This window comes from Phycicoccus sp. CSK15P-2 (assembly GCF_016888005.1).
Taxonomy (GTDB): Bacteria; Actinomycetota; Actinomycetes; order Actinomycetales; family Dermatophilaceae; genus Phycicoccus.
Genome location: NZ_JAFDVE010000009.1, coordinates 89,288 through 108,353, shown reverse-complemented (window position 1 = coordinate 108,353; position 19,066 = coordinate 89,288). Strand labels below are relative to the sequence as shown.

At 72.1% G+C, this 19,066-nt stretch carries 15 protein-coding genes; 1 reads left to right on the top strand and 14 read right to left on the bottom strand.

Annotated elements, in window-relative coordinates:
- Window positions 1-40: 40 nt before the first annotated feature.
- The 14 genes from infC to JQN72_RS05330 all read right to left on the bottom strand — a co-directional run bounded on the left by infC (window position 41) and on the right by JQN72_RS05330 (window position 16,270).
- On the bottom strand, window positions 41-679 hold the full coding sequence (gene infC, locus JQN72_RS05395; protein WP_307812459.1) for a translation initiation factor IF-3: 639 nt from the start codon (window positions 677-679) through the stop codon (window positions 41-43).
- Window positions 680-971: 292 nt separating this feature from the next.
- Window positions 972-1,721, bottom strand: a complete 750-nt coding sequence (locus JQN72_RS05390; protein ID WP_204134141.1) for an SseB family protein — start codon at window positions 1,719-1,721, stop codon at window positions 972-974.
- Between the two features lie 39 nt (window positions 1,722-1,760).
- A complete protein-coding gene (gene priA, locus JQN72_RS05385) occupies window positions 1,761-2,510 on the bottom strand; it encodes a bifunctional 1-(5-phosphoribosyl)-5-((5-phosphoribosylamino)methylideneamino)imidazole-4-carboxamide isomerase/phosphoribosylanthranilate isomerase PriA (RefSeq protein ID WP_204134140.1) in 750 nt (249 codons plus the stop codon).
- Between the two features lie 150 nt (window positions 2,511-2,660).
- Window positions 2,661-3,296: an imidazole glycerol phosphate synthase subunit HisH gene (hisH, locus tag JQN72_RS05380; RefSeq protein WP_204134139.1), complete on the bottom strand. Its 636-nt coding sequence runs from the start codon at window positions 3,294-3,296 to the stop codon at window positions 2,661-2,663.
- A complete protein-coding gene (locus JQN72_RS05375) occupies window positions 3,293-3,964 on the bottom strand; it encodes a hypothetical protein (RefSeq protein WP_204134138.1) in 672 nt (223 codons plus the stop codon). Before JQN72_RS05375 ends, hisH begins: the two co-directional genes overlap by 4 nt.
- A 4-nt stretch (window positions 3,965-3,968) precedes the next feature.
- Entirely contained in the window at window positions 3,969-4,583 is a 615-nt protein-coding gene (gene hisB, locus JQN72_RS05370; RefSeq protein WP_204134137.1) for an imidazoleglycerol-phosphate dehydratase HisB, read from the bottom strand.
- Window positions 4,580-5,704 (bottom strand): histidinol-phosphate transaminase, encoded by a 1,125-nt coding sequence (locus tag JQN72_RS05365; protein ID WP_204134136.1) that lies wholly within the window; start codon window positions 5,702-5,704, stop codon window positions 4,580-4,582. Before JQN72_RS05365 ends, hisB begins: the two co-directional genes overlap by 4 nt.
- Before the next feature lie 89 nt (window positions 5,705-5,793).
- A complete protein-coding gene (locus tag JQN72_RS05360) occupies window positions 5,794-6,576 on the bottom strand; it encodes a hypothetical protein (RefSeq protein ID WP_204134135.1) in 783 nt (260 codons plus the stop codon).
- 119 nt (window positions 6,577-6,695) lie between these two features.
- Window positions 6,696-7,292 carry a DUF6318 family protein gene (locus JQN72_RS05355; RefSeq protein ID WP_204134134.1) on the bottom strand — a complete coding sequence of 199 codons (597 nt, stop codon included), beginning with the start codon at window positions 7,290-7,292 and terminating at the stop codon, window positions 6,696-6,698.
- A 104-nt stretch (window positions 7,293-7,396) separates the two neighbouring features.
- Window positions 7,397-8,746 (bottom strand): histidinol dehydrogenase, encoded by a 1,350-nt coding sequence (hisD, locus tag JQN72_RS05350; protein ID WP_204134133.1) that lies wholly within the window; start codon window positions 8,744-8,746, stop codon window positions 7,397-7,399.
- A gap of 54 nt (window positions 8,747-8,800) precedes the next feature.
- Window positions 8,801-9,454 (bottom strand): PAS and ANTAR domain-containing protein, encoded by a 654-nt coding sequence (locus tag JQN72_RS05345; protein WP_204134132.1) that lies wholly within the window; start codon window positions 9,452-9,454, stop codon window positions 8,801-8,803.
- Window positions 9,455-9,514: 60 nt separating this feature from the next.
- Window positions 9,515-12,505, bottom strand: coding sequence for a bifunctional [glutamine synthetase] adenylyltransferase/[glutamine synthetase]-adenylyl-L-tyrosine phosphorylase (locus JQN72_RS05340; protein WP_204134131.1), 2,991 nt, complete (start codon window positions 12,503-12,505; stop codon window positions 9,515-9,517).
- 7 nt (window positions 12,506-12,512) lie between these two features.
- The gene (gene glnA, locus JQN72_RS05335; protein WP_204134130.1) at window positions 12,513-13,850 is read right to left on the bottom strand and encodes a type I glutamate--ammonia ligase; all 1,338 of its coding nucleotides are present in this window, start codon (window positions 13,848-13,850) and stop codon (window positions 12,513-12,515) included.
- A gap of 107 nt (window positions 13,851-13,957) precedes the next feature.
- Window positions 13,958-16,270 (bottom strand): immune inhibitor A domain-containing protein, encoded by a 2,313-nt coding sequence (locus JQN72_RS05330; protein ID WP_204134129.1) that lies wholly within the window; start codon window positions 16,268-16,270, stop codon window positions 13,958-13,960.
- 354 nt (window positions 16,271-16,624) lie between these two features.
- Here JQN72_RS05330 and JQN72_RS05325 point away from each other — a divergent pair, with 354 nt between their 5' ends.
- On the top strand, window positions 16,625-19,036 hold the full coding sequence (locus JQN72_RS05325; RefSeq protein WP_307812430.1) for an immune inhibitor A domain-containing protein: 2,412 nt from the start codon (window positions 16,625-16,627) through the stop codon (window positions 19,034-19,036).
- Window positions 19,037-19,066 lie beyond the last annotated feature (30 nt).

Below are 19,066 nucleotides of genomic sequence, written 5' to 3'. Positions count from 1 at the left end.
CTCCTTGCGTGGTGTGCTGTCGGGGGTTCGTGGGGCGGGCTCAGCCCGCGTCGGCGGCCTCGGGCGCCTCGGCGGTCGCGGCCTCGGGCGCCTCGGCGACGTCCGGCTCGGATGCCGACTGGTCCTTGGCCTCGTCACGGCGGCGACGCTGCTCGGCCATCGCCTGCGCCTTCTTCTTCGTCGGCGCGAGGACCATGACCATGTTGCGGCCGTCCTGCTTCGGCTGGGACTCGACGGTGCCGAGCTCCGCGACGTCCTCGGCGAGCCGCTGCAGCAGCCGGAACCCGAGCTCGGGACGGGACTGCTCGCGACCGCGGAACATGATCGTCACCTTGACCTTGTCACCGCCGCCGAGGAACCGGACGACGTGGCCCTTCTTCGTGCCGTAGTCGTGCGGGTCGATCTTCGGACGGAGCTTGATCTCCTTGATGACCGTGTTGACCTGGTTCTTGCGTGCCTCACGGGCCTTCATGGCGGCTTCGTACTTGTACTTGCCGTAGTCCATGAGCTTGGCGACGGGCGGCTTGGCCATCGGGGCGACCTCGACGAGGTCGAGGTCCGCCTCCGCTGCGAGGCGGAGCGCGTCCTCGACGCGGACGATGCCGACCTGCTCGCCGTTGGGGCCGACCAACCGCACCTCGGGGACCCGGATGCGGTCGTTGATACGTGGCTCGCTGATGTGTTTCTCCTTCGTCGGATGTCGGCGGTGACCGGAGGCAACGAGAAAGGCTCCTCGCGGCCGGTGCGCGAGGAGCCTGGTTCCGTCCGGCCCGGGCGGGACCCCACGGCACATCCCAGGAGATGCGCGTGACGCCTCGTCACGGACCGGGAACCCGGCGACCTCCTGGTCGACGCGGGTGGAAGCGGGGCTTCTCTTGCTCGCCGCCCCGTGCTGGAGCGGCCGGTCGGTGGACAAGACTACCAGCGCCGCGCGGGCCCGGGAAATTCCCGTCCTTTCCCCGGTGACTGCGTCAGACGATCCGGAAGGCCAGGCCGTCGACGCGCGCGCGGAGCTCACCGTCGGTCGCGAGCCGCTCCCCGACCCGGGTCGCGACCTCCCGGACGTGCTCCGGGGCGAGGCCGGGCCGCAGGCGGAGCACGATGCCGAGGACCCCCTCCCCCTCGGGCGTCCCCTCCTCGATCGCGTGGTCCACGACGTCGGCCTCGCGGGCCACTGCCGCGGTGACTCCCCGGGCGACGACGGCGTCGGTGTGCGCCGGCTCCCAGGGACGCTGCTGCGCCAGGGCCCACAGCATCGAGGGGCGCAGCACCACGGTGGCCGGCCCGGCGACGTCGAGGACGAGGACGTCGCAGCCCTCCGACACGGCGGCCTGGGCCGCCCGGGCGGCGGTGACCGGCACCGGTCGGGCACCCGGGTCCCACGCGGCGAGCGAGGACGTGCCGGTGAACACGGGCAGGGCCCGCCGTCCGTCGGGCGCCACGAGGGTGACCACCGCCATGTCGGCGCTCTTCTCGACCGCAGGACCACCGCTCGCGTCGACCCCGCCGGGCTCGGCGACGACGGGGACGACGAGACGCGCCTGTTCGACGGCCCGCATGAGCCCGAGGTCGTCCGGTCCGGCCGACAGCGCGGCAGCCAGCACCGGGTCCGCATCTCCCGTGTCGGTCTCGAAGCCCGAGGCGGAGAGATCCCGGGCCACCCAGGGGGTGCCCGCGGAGTCGGTGGCCTCGCGCGACGGGTGCGGCTGGTCGGACGGCATCGCCGTCACGCTACCGACCCTGCTGCGGCCGCGTCCTGCTCAGGGTTGGCCGGCGAGCTCGAGGGCCTCGGGCAGGGTGAACGCGCCGCGGTACAGGGCCGACCCCACGATCGCGCCCTCGACCCCGTCCCCGACGAGCGCCCGCACCGCCGCGACGTCGTCGAGGGTCGAGATGCCCCCGGACGCCACGACCGGGCGGTCGGTGCGCGCACACACGTCCCGGAGCAGGTCGACGTTGGGCCCTTTCATCATCCCGTCCTTGGCGACGTCGGTGACCACGTAGCGGGCACATCCCTCGCGGTCCAGACGCTCGAGGGTTTCCCAGAGGTCGCCTCCCTCGCTCGTCCAGCCGCGGGCGGCGAGCGTGGTGCCGCGGACGTCGAGGCCGACGGCCACGCGGTCGCCGTGCTCGGCGATGGCCCGGGCGGTCCACTCGGGGTCCTCGAGCGCGGCGGTGCCGACGTTCACCCGACGGCAGCCGGTGGCGAGCGCGCGGGCGAGGGACTCCTCGTCACGGATGCCGCCGCTCATCTCGACATCGATGTCGAGCCGGCCGACGATCTCGGCGAGGAGGTCGGCGTTGCTGCCCCGCCCGAACGCGGCGTCGAGGTCGACGAGGTGCAGCCACTCGCTCCCCTCGTCCTGCCAGCGCAGTGCCGCCGCGACGGGGTCGCCGAACTCGCCGCCGGACCCGGCGACGCCCTGGACGAGCTGGACGGCCCGGCCCTCGACGACGTCGACGGCGGGCAGGAGCTGCAGACGTGGCTGTTCGGGCGCGGCGTCGGTCACGGAGTCCTCCCGGGGTCGGTGGGCGAGCGGGGACCAGTCTGCCCGGTGACCTCGCCGCCCCGTCCGCGGGTCCGCGTCCCCACCGGGGCGGACGGGAGTGACATGTCCCTGGGGTCAGCCGATCCCGCGGGGCTGCGATATCGCGCAGGGTCAGAGCGAGCGGACCCAGTTCCGGAGCAGCGCGAGGCCGGCAGCCCCCGACTTCTCGGGGTGGAACTGGGTGGCGGCGAGCGCGCCGTTCTCGACGGCCGCGACGAACCGCTCGCCGTGCGTGGCCCAGGTGACCAGAGGGGCGGCCACGGGCCCGTCGGCCGGCGGGAGGTCCCAGGTGTGCGCCGCGTACGAGTGGACGAAGTAGAAGCGCTCCGCCTCGACGCCGGCGAACAGCCTCGACCCCTCCGGGACCTCCACGGTGGACCAGCCCATGTGCGGGACGACCTCGGCGCGCAGCCTGGAGACCGCACCGGGCCACTCCCCGACGCCCGGGACCGGGGCGACGCTCGGCTCGGTGGAGCCGTCGAACATGACCTGCATGCCCACGCAGACCCCGAGCACGGGCCGGCTGCCGGCGAGCCGCCGGGCGATGATGTCGGGGCCCTCGGCCGCCGCCAGACCGGCCATGCAAGCGTGGAAGTTGCCCACGCCGGGGACGAAGAGGCCGTCGGCCTCGATCGCCGCCGTGCGGTCGCCGGTGAGCGTGACGCGAGCCCCGACGTGCTCGAGTGCACGGACCGCCGAACGGACGTTGCCGCTGCCGTGGTCGAGCACGACGACGGACGGGTTCATCGGGCCTCCCGTGCGGAGCCGGCGCCGGGCGGACGACCGCCCCAGGCGGCCTCCCACTCGGCGCGCTGCTGGGCCTCCTCGGCGACGAGCCGGTCGAACGCGGCGACCCCGCGCCCGGACGGTTCCACGTCGCTCGCACCGGTCGCGTCGCGCCGCAGGAGGAGCTCGCGGCCCGGCAGGTGCAGCAGACGGAGCACGGTGACGAGGACGTCGAGCGGGTCGCCCTCCCCGGAGCGGAGCACGGTGGCGAGGTCACGCGGCTGGACCCCGGAGGGCGAGCCGGCGGCGGCCACGAGGGCCGGCAGCCCCAGGCGGGGCAGCGACGGCGTCTCGACGACCCCGACCTTCGGCTGCCACACCAGCCACCGCTGGGTCCGGGACAGTCCGCCCGCGTGCAGGGTGACCGCCGCGCGGCCGTGCATGTGGAAGAAGCCGAGGGCCGGACGCCCGCGGCGCGGTACCGGCCGGGCGGCGAGGACCTCGAGGGCGGTGTCGAACGGCGCAGAGGTCCGCGCCGAGTCCTCGGCGACGGTGACGCCGGTCCACTCCCCGAGCGGTGCGACCGTGGCACTCACGAGACCACGGCGGAGCCACCGCGCGACGGCCGCCGGGGACCGCCGCACGAGCAGCAGCCCGTGCCCCGGGTCGCTCCGGGAGTCGTCGGCCACGGGCTTAGAGCGCACCCTTCGCGCTCGGCACGCCCTCGACCCGTGGGTCACGGGCGACGGCGGCGCGGAGCGCCCGCGCGAGCGCCTTGAACTGTGCCTCGACGACGTGGTGCGGGTCGCGGCCGGAGAGCACCCGCACGTGCAGGGCGACCTGGGCGTGGAAGGCGAAGGACTCCAGGACGTGCCGGGTCAGCGAGCCGACGTAGTGGCCGCCGATGACGACGTGCTCCTGGCCTACGGGCTCGCCGGTGTGGACGACGTAGGGCCGCCCGGCGACGTCGACGACCGCCTGGACCAGGGCCTCGTCCAGCGGCACGGTGGCGTCGCCGAAGCGCGCGATGCCCGACTTGTCGCCGAGGGCCTCGCGGACGGCCTGGCCGAGCACGATCGCGACGTCCTCGACGGTGTGGTGGGCGTCGACGTGGGTGTCGCCCTCGGCCCGGACCGTGAGGTCGACCAGGGAGTGCTTGGCGAGCGACAGGAGCATGTGGTCGTAGAACGGCACGCCGGTGCTCACCTCCCCACGACCGCTGCCGTCGAGGTCGACCGTGACCTCGACACTGCTCTCGGACGTGGCCCGGCGCACCGTGGCGGTGCGGTGGGTCGGGGCGGTGCTCACGAGGCTGCTCCAACGTGGGTCGGGACGAGGGCTGCGAGGGCGTCGAGGAAGGCCGTGGTCTCCTCCGGCGTCCCCGCCGTGACACGAAGATAGTGGGGGATGCCGACGTCGCGGACGAGGACGCCCCGGTCGAGCAGCGCCCGCCAGGTCTCGTGGCTGTCCGCGAGGCCACCGAAGAGGACGAAGTTGGCGTCGCTCGGCACCGGGTCGAGGCCCATCGTGGTCAGCGCGTCGACGATGCGGTCGCGCTGGTCCTTGACGACGCCGACGGTCTCGAGCATGAGGTCGGCGTACGACAGCGCGGCGAGCGCCACGGCCTGCGTGGGGGTCGAGAGGTGGTACGGCATCCGGACCAGGCGCAGCGCGTCGGCGAGCGCGGGGTCGGCGGCGAGGTAGCCCAGGCGTCCGCCGGCCAGGGCGAAGGCCTTGCTCATCGTGCGCGTGACGACGAGCCGAGGGCGGCCCTGCAGGAGCGTGAGCGCGCTCGGGGTCCCGGGCCGGGCGAACTCTGCGTACGCCTCGTCGACGACGACGAGTCCGCCGGTCGCGTCGTGGACGGCCTCGACGACGTCGAGCCCGAGGGCGGTACCGGTCGGGTTGTTCGGGGAGCACAGGAAGACGACGTCCGGACGGTGCTCGAGGACCTGGGCGACGGTGCCGTCGGCGTCGAGGTCGAAGCGTCCGGCATCGGCGCCGCCGCGCATCCCGTCGACCCACGCGGTCCCGGTGGTCGTCGTGATGATCGGGTGCATCGAGTAGGCCGGGGTGAAGCCGAGCGCCGTGCGCCCCGGGCCACCGAACGCCTGGAGCAGGTGCAGCAGCACCTCGTTGGAGCCGTTGCCTGCCCAGACCTGGTCGGCCGACACGGTCGTCCCGGAGCGGGACAGGTAGCCCGCGAGCGCCTCACGGAGACGGACGAACTCACGGTCCGGGTAGCGGTTGAGCCCGCGGGCGGCCTCCTCGACGGCCCGGGTCATCGCGGCGACCACGGCGTCCGGCACCGGGTAGGAGTTCTCGTTCGTGTTGAGCGCGACCGGCACGTCGAGCTGGGGTGCGCCGTAGGCCGTCCGGCCGCGCAGGTCGGGCCGGAGCATCGACTCGACGACGGCGCGAGGGTCCATGCCGAGCAGTCTAGGAGGACTGCCGCCGGGCCAGGCGGAAGCCCCGGCTGCCGCACCCCGTCGACGGAAGTGAGAGACGGGACCTGGGCTCAGCGTGTGTAGAGCCGTGACTTGGCCTCGCGCACGGTCAACGTCACCGGCGCACCCTCCAGGTCGACCTCACCCGGGATGTCGATCCACCCACTCCCCCCGACCCGGAACTGACCCGTGTACACCACATCCACCCGCACGACCTGCTCACCCGCACTGCCGTACGAGTGCACCACCGACCCGTCCGGGTACGGCCCACCCAGGTCACGCGTCGGCCCCACCACAGTCTCACCCAGCGAATACGTCACACTCTTCACCTTCGGCCGCACCTCCACCGCATGCCCCATCAACCGCGACGGATCAGGACGATCCACCTCACCCGGCCCGAACCCCTCCCGCGGGAACACCACCTCGAAGAACGTCGGCAGATTCACCAACGTCACATCACCCTCCGGCTGGATGTTCACCGTCGGCACCGAGAAATCCGTGTCATGAAACGCCTCCCGGATCATCGCCATCGTCAACGCATTGCCCACACCCGGCACCTGGTCCGGCCAACACGTCACATCGATCCGCACCCACTGCCCCGCCGGCCCGGCCACCGGCGTGCCGTCCCGCTCCACCTCACGCGAGAACACCACCATCGCCGGACCATCCCCACCGCCGGACGCACCGATACACCGCGTGAACGCACTCTCACACAGCACACCCTCCGCACGACCCACATCAGCAGCCGTCGGGCTCTCACACGTCGACAACGCCGCATAGTCACGGAACGGACCCTCCGCGCCCACATTGCCGTAGTAGCTCCCGGCCAGCGCCCTCGTGCTGCCGCGGCTCATCGTCTTCACGCGAGTGCCCGACTCCGTCAGCAACGACGTTGCGTCGTCACTGGGCGGCGGAGGTGGGCTCGGTGCCGCCATCCAGACAGAGCTGGCCATCAATACGGCCGTCAGCATGTTCACTGAGTTCGCTCCAGCTCAAGGACCCTCCACGCGCCCGATTCCCACTCGACTGTGAGATACGCGGGATTCACTTTGGCATCCGACGTGCGAACGACCGCCCCGGCCTCGTCAACGATCTTGCTGGAAAGCTGCTTGAACTCGATCTCGAGGAACTGTTGACGCTCCGGCGCACCGCCAAAGGGCTTGGCCGTTCCCACCTGAACCGCGTCAGTCTGGTATCGCTCCGAGCGAGAGTCGAGATCAGATGCGACCTGCTCTGCCTTCTTGCAGAACTGGCACTCGGGGTCGCTCAGCGACTCGATCAACCCAGGGCGAGGCTCGGTCCACGCCACGTTGAACTGCTCGAAGAAGAACTCCACGAACGCCTCGGCACCCTCCGGCGTCCGCTCCCGCGCCGCCACCGGAACCCCCGGACCGTCGCTCGCGCTCTCGGACGGGCTCGGTGTCGACGTCGGAGACGGCGACCCACTCGCGTTCGACGACGCATCCGGCGACCCGGACGGCTCCGCACCGTCGGACCCCGTACATCCGCCGGCCACCACCACAGCCACCACAGCGGCACCGACCATCCACACCCGACCAGAGAGCGGCATGCCTCCCCTTCCCGACCGCCCCTGCAGCAGCCATGGACGACACACCGTAGCCAACAACACCCCGTCCACGCCGCGACCGTCCACAGCCTCGCGGGACGGGTGGGTCAGACGCCGGGCTCGACCTCGGGGACGCGGGCCAGGACGGCCTCGCCGTGGGCAGGCAGGTCCTCGGCCCGGGCGAGGGACACCACGTGCCCCCCGACCTCGCGCAGCGCCGCCTCGTCGTACTCGACGACGTGGATGCCCCGGAGGAAGGACTGCACCGACAGGCCGCTGCTGTGACAGGCGCACCCCCCGGTCGGCAGCACGTGGTTGGACCCGGCGCAGTAGTCGCCGAGGCTCACCGGCGCCCACGTGCCCACGAACACCGCGCCGGCGTTGCGCACCCGGGCCGCGACGTCCGCGGCATCCGCGGTGTGGATCTCGAGGTGCTCGGCCGCGTAGGCGTTGACGACGTCGAGGCCGACCTCGACATCGTCGACGAGCACGACCGCCGACTGCCGGCCCCGCAGCGCCTCCGCCACCCGCTCGGTGTGCTTCGTCGCAGCGACGCGCCGCTCGAGCGCGGCCTCGACGGCCTCGGCGAGCTCGGGGCTGTCGGTGACGAGCACCGCCGCCGCGAGCGGGTCGTGCTCGGCCTGCGAGACGAGGTCGGACGCGACGTGCTCGGCGTCGGCCGTGGCGTCGGCGAGCACGGCGATCTCGGTGGGCCCGGCTTCGGCGTCGATGCCGATGAGGCCCTTGAGCAGCCGCTTGGCCGCCGTCACGTAGATGTTGCCGGGGCCGGTGACGAGCGCGACCGGCTCGCAGACCGCGTCGCCCTCCTCGAAGCCGTACGCGAACGCGGCGACCGCCTGGGCGCCGCCGACCGCGTAGACCTCGTCGACACCGAGCAGGGCACAGGCGGCGAGGACGGTCGGGTGCGGCCACCCGCCGTGGTCGCGCTGCGGCGGGCTCGCGACGGCGAGGCTCGGCACACCGGCCTCCTGCGCGGGCACGACGTTCATGACGACACTGCTCGGGTACACCGCGCGCCCACCGGGGACGTACAGGCCGACGCGGTCGACCGGCACCCAGCGCTCGGTGACCGTGCCGCCGTCGACGACCCGGGTCGTGGCGTCGGTGCGCCGCTGGTCGGCGTGGACGAGCCGGGCCCGGCGGATGGCCTCGGCGAGCGCGGCCCGGACCACGGGGTCGAGCGTGTCCAGCGCGGACTCGACGACCTCGGCGGGCACGCGCAGCGAGGGCGGGACGACGCCGTCGAAGCGCTCGGCGGCGTCGTACAGGGCGGCGGCCCCGCGGTCGCGGACGTCCTCGACGACCGGCCGGACCGCGGCCAGCGCGGCGTCGACGTCGAGCTCGGCGCGCGGGAGGGCGGCCCGCAGCTCCCGCAGGCCGGGGCGGCGTCCGCGCAGGTCGAGCCGCGGGATGGCTGCGGTCGAGGTCTCGGGCATACGCCAAGTCTAGGGATGCACCCGGCGCGACCACCGCGGTGTGCCCGACGCCGTTCAGCCCGCGTCGGCCACGCCGCCCTCACCGTGCAGCGCCTGGTCCAGGGTGCGCAGCAGGGCGTGTTCCGTCCCGGGCTCGTCCTGGGCCGCGAGCAGCTCGGCGACCCGCCGGGCCACCGTCGACACCTTGACGTTGGCCCGTTGGCTGTAGCGCGACAGCAGCCCGAAGGCGGCGTCGGCGTCGAGCCCGTACGTGAACATCAGCGCACCCTTGACCTGCTCGATGGCGGCGCGGTCGGCGGTCGCAGCGGCGACGGCCTCGGAGGACGCCAGGCGCGCGGAGGCCGACACGTCGAAGGCCAGTCCCCGCAGCAGCGCCGGACGCCCGTCCGCGGTGCGTTCGACGTCCCCCACGAACGCGATGGAGCGCTCCCGGCCGTCGTCGCCCCGGAGCCGGTACTGCCCCGCGAACGGGCCGGCGTCCTCGATCGCCCGCGCGAGCACACCCTCGACGGTGGGGCGGTCCGAGGGGAACATCCGTTCGTAGACGAGCTCGCTCGGGTCACGTCCGTCGTCGCGCAGCCCGAGCAGCTCGTACATCTCCGGCGACCACGACCACGTCCGGGTCGCGAAGTCGTACGTCCCCTCTGCGGGGACGGGTGCACTGTCCTGACCTGCAGGTTCCCCGATCGGCGGTCCGTCCGTCGTCACGAGGGTGAGCATGCCAGAGGCCGGGCGTCCGCGACCACGGAAGTCTCCAGGGCCGGACGCTCAGTCGTCGAAGAACTCCGCCTCGAACGCGGTCCGGGAACGGCGGGCCACCCTCCGGTACCGCTCGCCGAGCTCGTGCCCGGCACCCGCATCGAGGCCGACGATGCGGGCCACGCCGTCGGCGTCCCGGTCGTAGGTGGGGACCGAGTCGACCGCCTTCCCCCGGAACAGCACGCCGGCGTTGCGCATCGCCGAGGCCAGCCGCCATGACGCCTCCAGGGCCGCAGCGTGCTCGTGCCCGACCAGCCCGAGCCGGTCCGCGGCGGCCAGTGCCCCCAAGGTCGACGCGGTCCGCAGCTCCGGGTGCGCGTGGGCGTGCCGTAGCTGGACGAGCTGCACGAGCCACTCGACGTCGGAGAGCCCGCCGTGGCCGAGCTTGAAGTGCGTCTTGCGGTCGGCACCGCGCGGCAGCCGTTCGGCCTCGACCCGCGCCTTGAGGGTCCGGATCTCCCGGACCTGGCGGGCGTCGAGGCCACCCTCGGGCCAGCGGATGGGCGCGACGAGCTCGAGGAACTGCTCTGCGAGCCCGAGGTCGCCCGCGACGGGGGTCGCCCGGAGCAGCGCCTGGGCCTCCCACACGAGGGACCAGCGCGCGTAGTACTCCCGGTAGGACGCCAGCGACCGCACGAGCGGGCCGCCCTTGCCCTCGGGTCGCAGCCCGGCGTCGACGTCGAGCCGGGGGTCCGGGCCCGGCGTGCCGAGCACCGCGACCAGCCGCTTGACGACCTCCATCGCCTCGTGCTGCGCGGCTACCTCGTCCGTTCCCGGGAGGGGGTCGTGCACGAAGAGGACGTCGGCGTCCGAGCCGTAGCCCTGCTCCTGCCCACCCAGCCGGCCCATCCCCACGACGAGGATGCGGGTCAGCGGCTCCTCGGCACCGCGGACCTCGGCGTGGCAGACCTCGAGCGTGACCTCGAGCAGGGCCGCGGTGAGGTCGGTCATCGCCACCCCGAGCTCCCCGACCGGGAGCGCGCCACCGAGGTCGGCGACCGCCACCCGGAAGAGCTCGGAGCGACGGATGGTCCGCGCCGCGAGGACCGCCGACTCGGCGTCGTCCTTACGACCCGCCGCCGAGCGCATCCGGCGTAGGACCTCCTCGCGCGGCCGTGGGGTCGTGCCCGAGGCCTCTCCGAGGAACTGGACGCACTCCGGCGCCTGCTCGAGCAGCGCGGCCGCGAAGCGGCTCCGGGCCAGCGTGTGGGCGAGGCGCTCGGCGGCCGACCCCTCGTCCCGCAGCAGGCGCAGGTACCAGTGCGTCGAGCCGAGCTCGTCACTGATCTTGCGGAACGCGAGCAGCCCGGCGTCCGGGTCGGCCTCGTCGGCGAACCAACCGAGCATCACGGGCAACAGCTGGCGCTGGATGGACGCCCGCCGGCTGACCCCGCCGGTGAGCGCCTCGAGATGGCGCAGCGCGCCGGCCGGGTCGCGGAACCCCAGCGCGGAGAGGCGCTCGCGCGCGGCGTCCGGGGTGAGCCGGACGTGCTGGTCCGACAGCCGGGCGACCGCCGACAGCAGGGGCCGGTAGAAGATCCGCTCGTGCAGCCGCCGCACCTCTCGCCGTCGGGCCCGCCACTCGGTGAGGACGGCCTCGTCCGGTGCGGTGCGGTGTCCCATCGAGCGGCCCAGTCGGCGTAGGTCGCCCACCGCCGTGGGCATCAGGTGCGTGCGCCGCAGCCGGAACAGCTGGATGCGGTGCTCGAGGGCCCGCAGGTAGCGGTAGGCGGCGCCGAGCGTGGCGGCGTCCTCGCGACCGACGTAACCCCCGGCGGACAGGGCGTCCAGCGCCTCCAGGGTGGCGCGACCCCGCAGGGACTCGTCGGAGCGGCCGTGGACGAGCTGGAGCAGCTGGACGGAGAACTCGACGTCGCGCAGCCCTCCGGGTCCGAGCTTGATCTGCCGTTCGGCCTCGACCTTGGGGATGTGCTCCTCGACTCGGCGGCGCATGGCCTGGACGTCGTCGACGAAGTTCTCCCGGGTCGAGGCCTGCCAGACCAGGGGCCGGACGGCGTCGAGGTAGGAGGCACCGACCTCGACGTCGCCCGCGACCGGACGTGCCTTGAGCAGCGCCTGGAACTCCCAGGTCTTGGCCCAGCGGTCGTAGTAGGCGCGGTGGCTCGCGACGGTCCGCACGAGCGGGCCGTTCTTGCCCTCGGGCCGCAGCGCAGGGTCGACCTGCCACAGCGACCCGGCGGGGGTCGACGCCGAGCACACCCGCATGAGCCGCGTCGCGAGGTCGGTGGCGACGGCGACCGCCTCGTCCTCCGACACACCGTCCGCGGGCTCGGCGACGAAGATGACGTCGACGTCGGAGACGTAGTTGAGCTCTGCGCCACCGGTCTTGCCCATCGCGACGACCGCGAGGCGGGTGCGATCGGCGTCCGGACCGACCTCGGCCCGGGCGACGGCCAGCGCGGCCTCGAGGGCGGCGCTCGCGAGGTCCGCGAGCGCGGACGCCGTCGTGGGGAGGACCTCGAGGGGGTCCTCGGCGGTGAGGTCCAGCGCAGCGATGCCGAGCAGCTGCTCCCGGTAGGCCACGCGGAGGGCGTCCTCGGGCGTGAGGTCGCCGGGCTCGGTGACGGCGCCGACGAGCCGCTCGCGCCGGGCCTCGGCATCGACCTCGGTGACGGAGACGACGGTGGTCCAGTGCTCGGGATGGGTGACGAGGTGGTCGCCCAGCGCGCTCGACGCCCCGAGGACGGCGAGCAGCCGGCGACGCGGCACACCGTCCTCGCGCAGCGCCTCGACGAGACCGGGACGTAGGTCCGGACGCTGTGCGACCGCCTCCATGAGCCGGACCAGCCCGAGCAGCGCACCGTCCGGGTCGGCGACGCGGGAGAGCGCGCTGCTCAGCCCCCCCTCGTCGATCCGGTCGGGACTGCCGGCGATGCCGTCGAGGGCCGGGTCGTCGAGAAGGGTCCGGGCGCGGGCCGGGTCGGTGAACCCGAGCCGGGCCACACCGGCCGGGACGGACTCCGGGGCGCGGGAGCTCACGACGCCCTCAGAGGCTCGGCAGGTACCGCTCGAGCTCGAACGCCGTGACCTGGTTGCGGTAGTCGGCCCACTCGGCGCGCTTGTTGCGGAGGAAGAAGTCGAACGTGTGCTCGCCGAGGGTCTCGGCGACGAGCTCGCTGTCCTCCATCACCTCGATCGCCTCCGCGAGGCTCGCGGGGAGGCTCCCGATCCCCATGGCCCGACGCTCGGCGTCGGTGAGGCTCCAGACGTCGTCCTCGGTCTCCGGCGGGAGGTCGTAGCCCTCCTCGATGCCCTTGAGCCCGGCGGCGAGGAGCACGGCGAAGGTGAGATACGGGTTGCACGCGGTGTCGATGCTGCGCAGCTCGACCCGGGTGCTCTGCCCCTTCTCGGGCTTGTACATGGGGACCCGGACGAGCGCCGAGCGGTTGTTGTGACCCCACGTGAGGTAGGACGGGGCCTCCCCCCCACCCCAGAGCCGCTTGTAGCTGTTGACCCACTGGTTGGTCACGGCCGCGGTCTCCCGCCCGTGGCGCAGCAGCCCGGCGATGAACTGCCGGCCGACCTTGGAGAGCTGGTAGGGCGCCCCCGGCTCGTGGAAGGCGTTGGTGTCCCCCTCGAACAGCGACATGTGGGTGTGCATGCCGGAGCCGGGGTGCTCGGCGAAGACCTTGGGCATGAAGGAGGCGTAGATGCCCTGCTCGAGCGCCACCTCCTTGACGACCGTGCGGAAGGTCATGATGTTGTCGGCGGTCGTCAGGGCGTCCGCGTACCGCAGGTCGATCTCGTTCTGGCCCGGGCCGGCCTCGTGGTGGCTGAACTCCACGGAGATGCCCATCGTCTCGAGCATCGTGATCGCGGCCCGGCGGAAGTCGGCGCTCGACCCGTGCGGGGTGTGGTCGAAGTAGCCGGAGGTGTCGATCGGCTGGGGCCTCTCTCCCGGACGCCAGCCCTGCTCGAGGAGGAAGAACTCGATCTCGGGGTGCGTGTAGAAGGTGAACCCCATGTCCGAGGCCTTGGCCAGGGCTCGCTGGAGCACGTGCCGGGGGTCGGCCATGCTCGGCGTGCCGTCCGGCTGCGTGATGTCGCAGAACATCCGCGCGGTGCCGTTGCTCTCGCCCCGCCACGGCAGGACCTGGAAGGTGCCGGGATCGGGCTTGGCGAGCATGTCGGCCTCGTAGACGCGGGCGAAGCCCTCGATGACCGACCCGTCGAAGCCGATGCCCTCGGCGAAGGCGCCCTCGAGCTCGGCGGGCGCCACGGCCACCGACTTCAGCGTTCCGAGGATGTCGGTGAACCACAGCCGGACGAACCGGATGTCGCGCTCTTCGATGGTGCGGAGGACGAACTCCTGCTGACGGTCCATGAAACGCATCCTGCCCCATCGGCGCTCGGCTCCGACACCGGGACACGACCGAGGGCCCCGGGATGTCCCGGGGCCCTCGGGCCGTGTGGCGTGACGCCTGGGTCAGGTCACTTGAAGCGGACCTTCACCATGAGCGTCTTGCCGCGGTCGAGCGACTTCGACACGGTCATGCTCGTGCCCGAGCCCGCGACCTTGGTCGAGGACCACGGGTTCCGCGCCGACCAGTAGCGGTCCGGGTTGCTGTCGTTGAAGGTCGGGATGGCCTTCGACGACGGCACCGTGGACGGCGAGCCGTTCTTGTGGAACGTCACCCGGTCGGTCCGCTCGAGGCCGAAGGTGGCGTCGAACGGCTGGCGCCGGTTGCCCAGGTACGACCCGTCGGCGAACGTCACCGGGTTCGGCCGTGCGTCGACCGGCAGCGCGAGTCCCGCACCGGGGTGCGTGCTCGTGTTGTTGTCGGTGTACTCACCGTTGCTGAACCAGACGAGCATGCCGTTCTGGAACGGGAAGCGCTCGACCCAGTCGGGCCGGGTGTTGGCCCACCCGAAGTTGTACGGGCCCTGCTTGAGCGTCTTGTCGTACCCGGTGTACGTGCGGTTCTCCGCGATGTACATGTCCCGGACCTGCTTGGTCGTCGTGCCGTTGATGATCTCGAAGCCGCCCGCGGCGGTCCACTCGCCGGCACCGTCCTCGACGTCGTCGGTGGTGGTCTCACCGTCGACCGTCAGGGAGATGTCGTCGATGAAGACCTCCGAGCCGACGCCACCGTCGGTGGCGAACCGGAAGCGGAAGGTGACCTCCTGGCCGGCGAACTCCGAGAGGTCGTAGGAGATCTCGGTCCAGTCGACCTCGCTGCCTGCACCGTCGACGCTGCCGTCGATCGGGTCGCCGAGCTGGATCCACGAGGACCCGCCGTCGGTCGTGACCTCACCGTAGAGGTAGTCGTAGTCCTCCTCGATGTCCCCGGAGATGTACGCACTGACGGAGGCGTCAGACGCCCCCGTGAGGTCGACGTCGCGGGTCAGCGTGGCACTGATGTCGTCGCCGAAGCCGCTCCACCACTCGCCCTCGCCGGAGTGCGGGGTGTTGTGCTCGGTCGTCACCGTGCGCTCGGGGAGCGGGACGATGATCGCCTGCGCCTCGTCCTCGCGGACCCGGTCGGCCCGGCCCAGCTTGACATTGGTGTTCTGGCCGAACGGCACGACCTGCGGGTCGAGCCAGCCGAGCTGCAGCTTCTCCCACGGACCCATGTAGCCGGGCGTGGTACCGATGGCGTCGCCACCGTGGTTGAGCCACGAGCCACCGCTCATGAGGGTCCAGAACCCGGTGCCGTTGTCACCACCGGCGGTGTCGTAGAGGTCGGGAAGGCCCAGGTCGTGGCCGAACTCGTGCGTGAAGACGCCGAGTCCGCCGTTCTCGGGCTCGGTGGTGTAGTCACCGATCCACATGCCGGAGTCGCCGAGCGGGACGCCACCGAGCTTGTTGTTCTCGGGACCGGTCCGACCCTGGTCCGTCGAGTAGGCGTACCAGCGGTGCGACCAGATGGCGTCCTCGCCCTGGGCACCGCCGCCGGCCTCCTCACCCTCACCGGCGTGGATGGCCTGGAAGTGGTCGATGTAGCCGTCCGGCTCGTTGAAGTCGCCGTCGCCGTCGTAGTCGTAGCGGTCGACCTTGTCGAACTGGGACAGGTACTCCTTGATCTCGGCGTCGGACGTGCCCGCGGCCTTCTGCGCGTCGTACCACGCCGCGGCGGTGTCGCGCACGAACGGCCAGTAGGTCGAGGCACTGCTGTACTCGTTCGACCCGTAGCGGGCCTCGTTGTAGGGCACCTGCACCCAGTCGGAGACGTCACCCTTGGCGGCGAAGCGGCCGTTGGACTGCTTCTCGTAGAAGTCGGCGAAGGACTCGCCGTCCTCGCCGAACATGAGGTCCATGTAGTGGGCCCGGTCGAAGTCCGGCTCCCAGTAGGTGGAGTTGTCGACCGCCCGGTTGGGCTGCGGGATCTGGTTGTGGACCGGCCCCGGCTCGCCGCCGGTGGCAGGGTTCACCTGGTCACCGAACTCCACGAGGATCGTGAAGATGTCCTCCTCGCGGTCGACCGGGTAGTTGACGAACTTGGACTTCCCGCTGCCCTTGCCCTTGCGGTTGCTGTCGCCCCTCTTGCTCTTGACCTCGATGACCCGGTTGCCGTTGATGGTCCGGGTCTTCGCCTCGCCTCGGACGAGCTGCTGGACGGCCTCCTCGCGCAGCTCGGCCTGAGCCTCCGCGAGCGGGTTGGGCAGGTTGTCCTCCTTGACCGCGGAGCCCTTCTCCGGGGTGTCCGGACCGGCGGGTACCGCCTGGGCCGGGCTCGGTGCGAGAGCGACAGCGAGAGCTGCCGCCGCCACTCCGGACACGGCGCTGATGTTCCGTCTCTTCACGAGATCTCCTCCATCGAGATGTCCGCCCCGCAGTGATGGGTGGTACGGGGCACCGTGGGACCAAACCACAGAATCGGTTCCGGATCGGCAAGTGGATGGTCAACTTTTCACCAAGGTCTCGTCAGCGCGCCCGGGTCTCCGCCCCGTGGGTGCACCCGCGGGGCCCCGTGACCGTGCCTGCTCCGCGCGCGAGAGCCGGCCGCTCCGCCCTCGAGCGCGAAGATCACGAATCGATAACGGGGGATTGACCGGGCTGGCACCTGTCTCCGGACGGGACGAAGATGCCTGGGTCGGATGACTCCGCCCACGGCGGAGCCGGCCCGTCCGCAGGGGACACCCCACCCAGGAGACGCCGTGACCAGACACCTCCGCACGACCGGTGCCCGCCTCCTCGCGGTCTCGGCGGCAGCCCTGCTCACCGTGGGGACGCTCGCCACCGGAGGCGCCCGGGCGGCGACGCCGGCGGCCCCGCCGCTCGACACCGAGCCCGGGCCCGCCGCACGCTCCACCACCGACGTCCCCACCCACCCGCTGGCCGTCGCGCGCAAGCAGGAGGCGCTGCGCGAGACGGCGCTGCAGAAGCGGGTCACGGGCGAGAAGGGGTTCCAGGAGCGCACGGCCCGGGTGGGCAAGGGCCAGTACGTCGAGCTCGAGCGCGAGGGCACCGACCCCGTCTTCGTCATCATCGTCGAGTTCGGGGACGAGCAGTACCCGAACCCCCTGTTCCAGGGCCCGCCGCCGGACGGCAGCACGACCGACGTCACCGGTCCGCGGCACAACGAGATCCCGAGGCCGGACCGCCGCGTCGACAACACCACGCTCTGGCAGCCCGACTACGACGCGGCCCACTACGAGGACATGTACTTCAACCGGATGGCGAAGTACTACGAGCGGCAGTCCTCGAACCGGTACTCGGTCGACGGCGCCGTGCACGGATGGGTGCGCGTGCCGTTCAACGAGGCGCTCTACGGCCGCGACTACTGCGGGGACATCGTCTGCGCCACCTCGAAGGCCCTCGCCCGCGACGCGATGGCCGTGTGGGTCCAGCAGAGGCTCGACGCCGGGGAGACGATCGAGGAGATCGCCGACTACCTCAGCGCGTTCGACGTGTGGGACCGCTACGACATCGACGGCGACGGCAACTTCGACGAGCCGGACGGCTTCATCGACCACATGCAGGTCGTCCACGCCGGTGGCGACCAGGCCGCGGGCGACCCCAACCAGGGCTCGGACGCCATCTGGAGCCACCGCTGGTACAGCAACCTCCAGAACGACGGCCCCGGCGGCCTGTCGGGTGTCGACATCGGCTCCAACGGCGGCATCGTGTCCAGCGAACGCGTCCCGGACAACCCGACGGGCGTGTGGCTCGGTGACTACACGATCCAGCCCGAGAACGGCGGCCTCGGCGTGTTCGCGCACGAGTACGGTCACGACCTCGGTTTGCCGGACCTCTACGACACCTCCGGGAACACCGGGGGCGCCGAGAACTCCACGGCGTTCTGGTCACTCATGTCCTCCGGCGCGAACATCGGCGACGGTGGGCGCGACGGCATCGGCGACTCGCCGACCGACCTCTCCGCCTGGGAGCTGCTCCAGCTCGGCTGGCTCGAGCCGCAGGGCGACGAGGGGCCCTTCTACGAGGTCGCCTACGCCGGCGAGCGCTCCCGGCACAAGCTCGGGCCCAACGTGCCGGCGACCAAGTCCCCCCAGGCCGTGTTCGTCGTGCTGCCCGACCGCGAGTCCTCGCTCGAGCTCGGTGAGCCCGCCGACGGCGACACGTTCTTCTACAGCGGGTCGGGCAACGACCTCGACGTCACGATGACGCACGACGGCATCACCGGCACCTCCCTCACCGCCCAGGTCCGTCACGCGATCGAGGCCGAGTGGGACTACGCCTTCCTCGAGGCCTCCCCCGACGGCTCCGCGTGGACGCCCGTCGAGACCAACCTCTCCGACAGCGAGGACCACGAGGGCCACAACCAGAGCGGGTTCAACGACAGCGGCGCCGGGATCACCGGCAGCCGGCCCGAATGGACCGAGCTCATCGCCACCCTGCCGGCCGGGACGACCCAGATCCGGTTCCGCTACCGCACCGACAGCGCCGTGGCCGAGTCCGGGTTCCAGGTCGACGCGGTCACCGTCGGCGCCACCGCGCTGGACGACGGCTGGTCCTTCTCCGGCTTCCGCGAGACGACGGGCACGGAGACGCAGTCGTTCTTCAACGCCTACGTCCTGGAGAACCGGCAGTACGACGGCTACGACCGCTCGCTGCGCACGGCCTACAACTTCGGGTTCCTCGACAGGCGGCCCGACTGGGTCGAGACCTACCCGTACCAGAACGGGCTGCTCGTCTGGTACTGGAACTCCGAGTACGACGACAACAACGTCGGCGAGCACCCCGGCGCCGGCCTCGTCCTGCCGGTCGACGCCCACCCGACCTTCCACCACCACGCCGACGGCACCCTGATGCGTCCGCGGATCCTGTCCTACGACTCGACGTTCGGCACCGAGCGGACCCAGTCCATCACGGTGCACAACAACAGCCAGCGGGCCACCATCCGGTCCCAGCGGGCTGTACGCACCTTCGACGACACGAAGGACTGGTGGTTCGACTGCGACTCCGACGCCTGCACGGGCGAGCACCCGGGTCGCTACCAGCCCGGATGGAACGGCGTCGACGTCCCGAAGACCGGGACGACGGTGACCGTCGACGGCACGTCGCGTGGCGGCCATCTCAACATCACGGTGGCACCGAAGAAGCGGTGACCTCGTCCGCTCCGGGTCGGGGTCCTACCA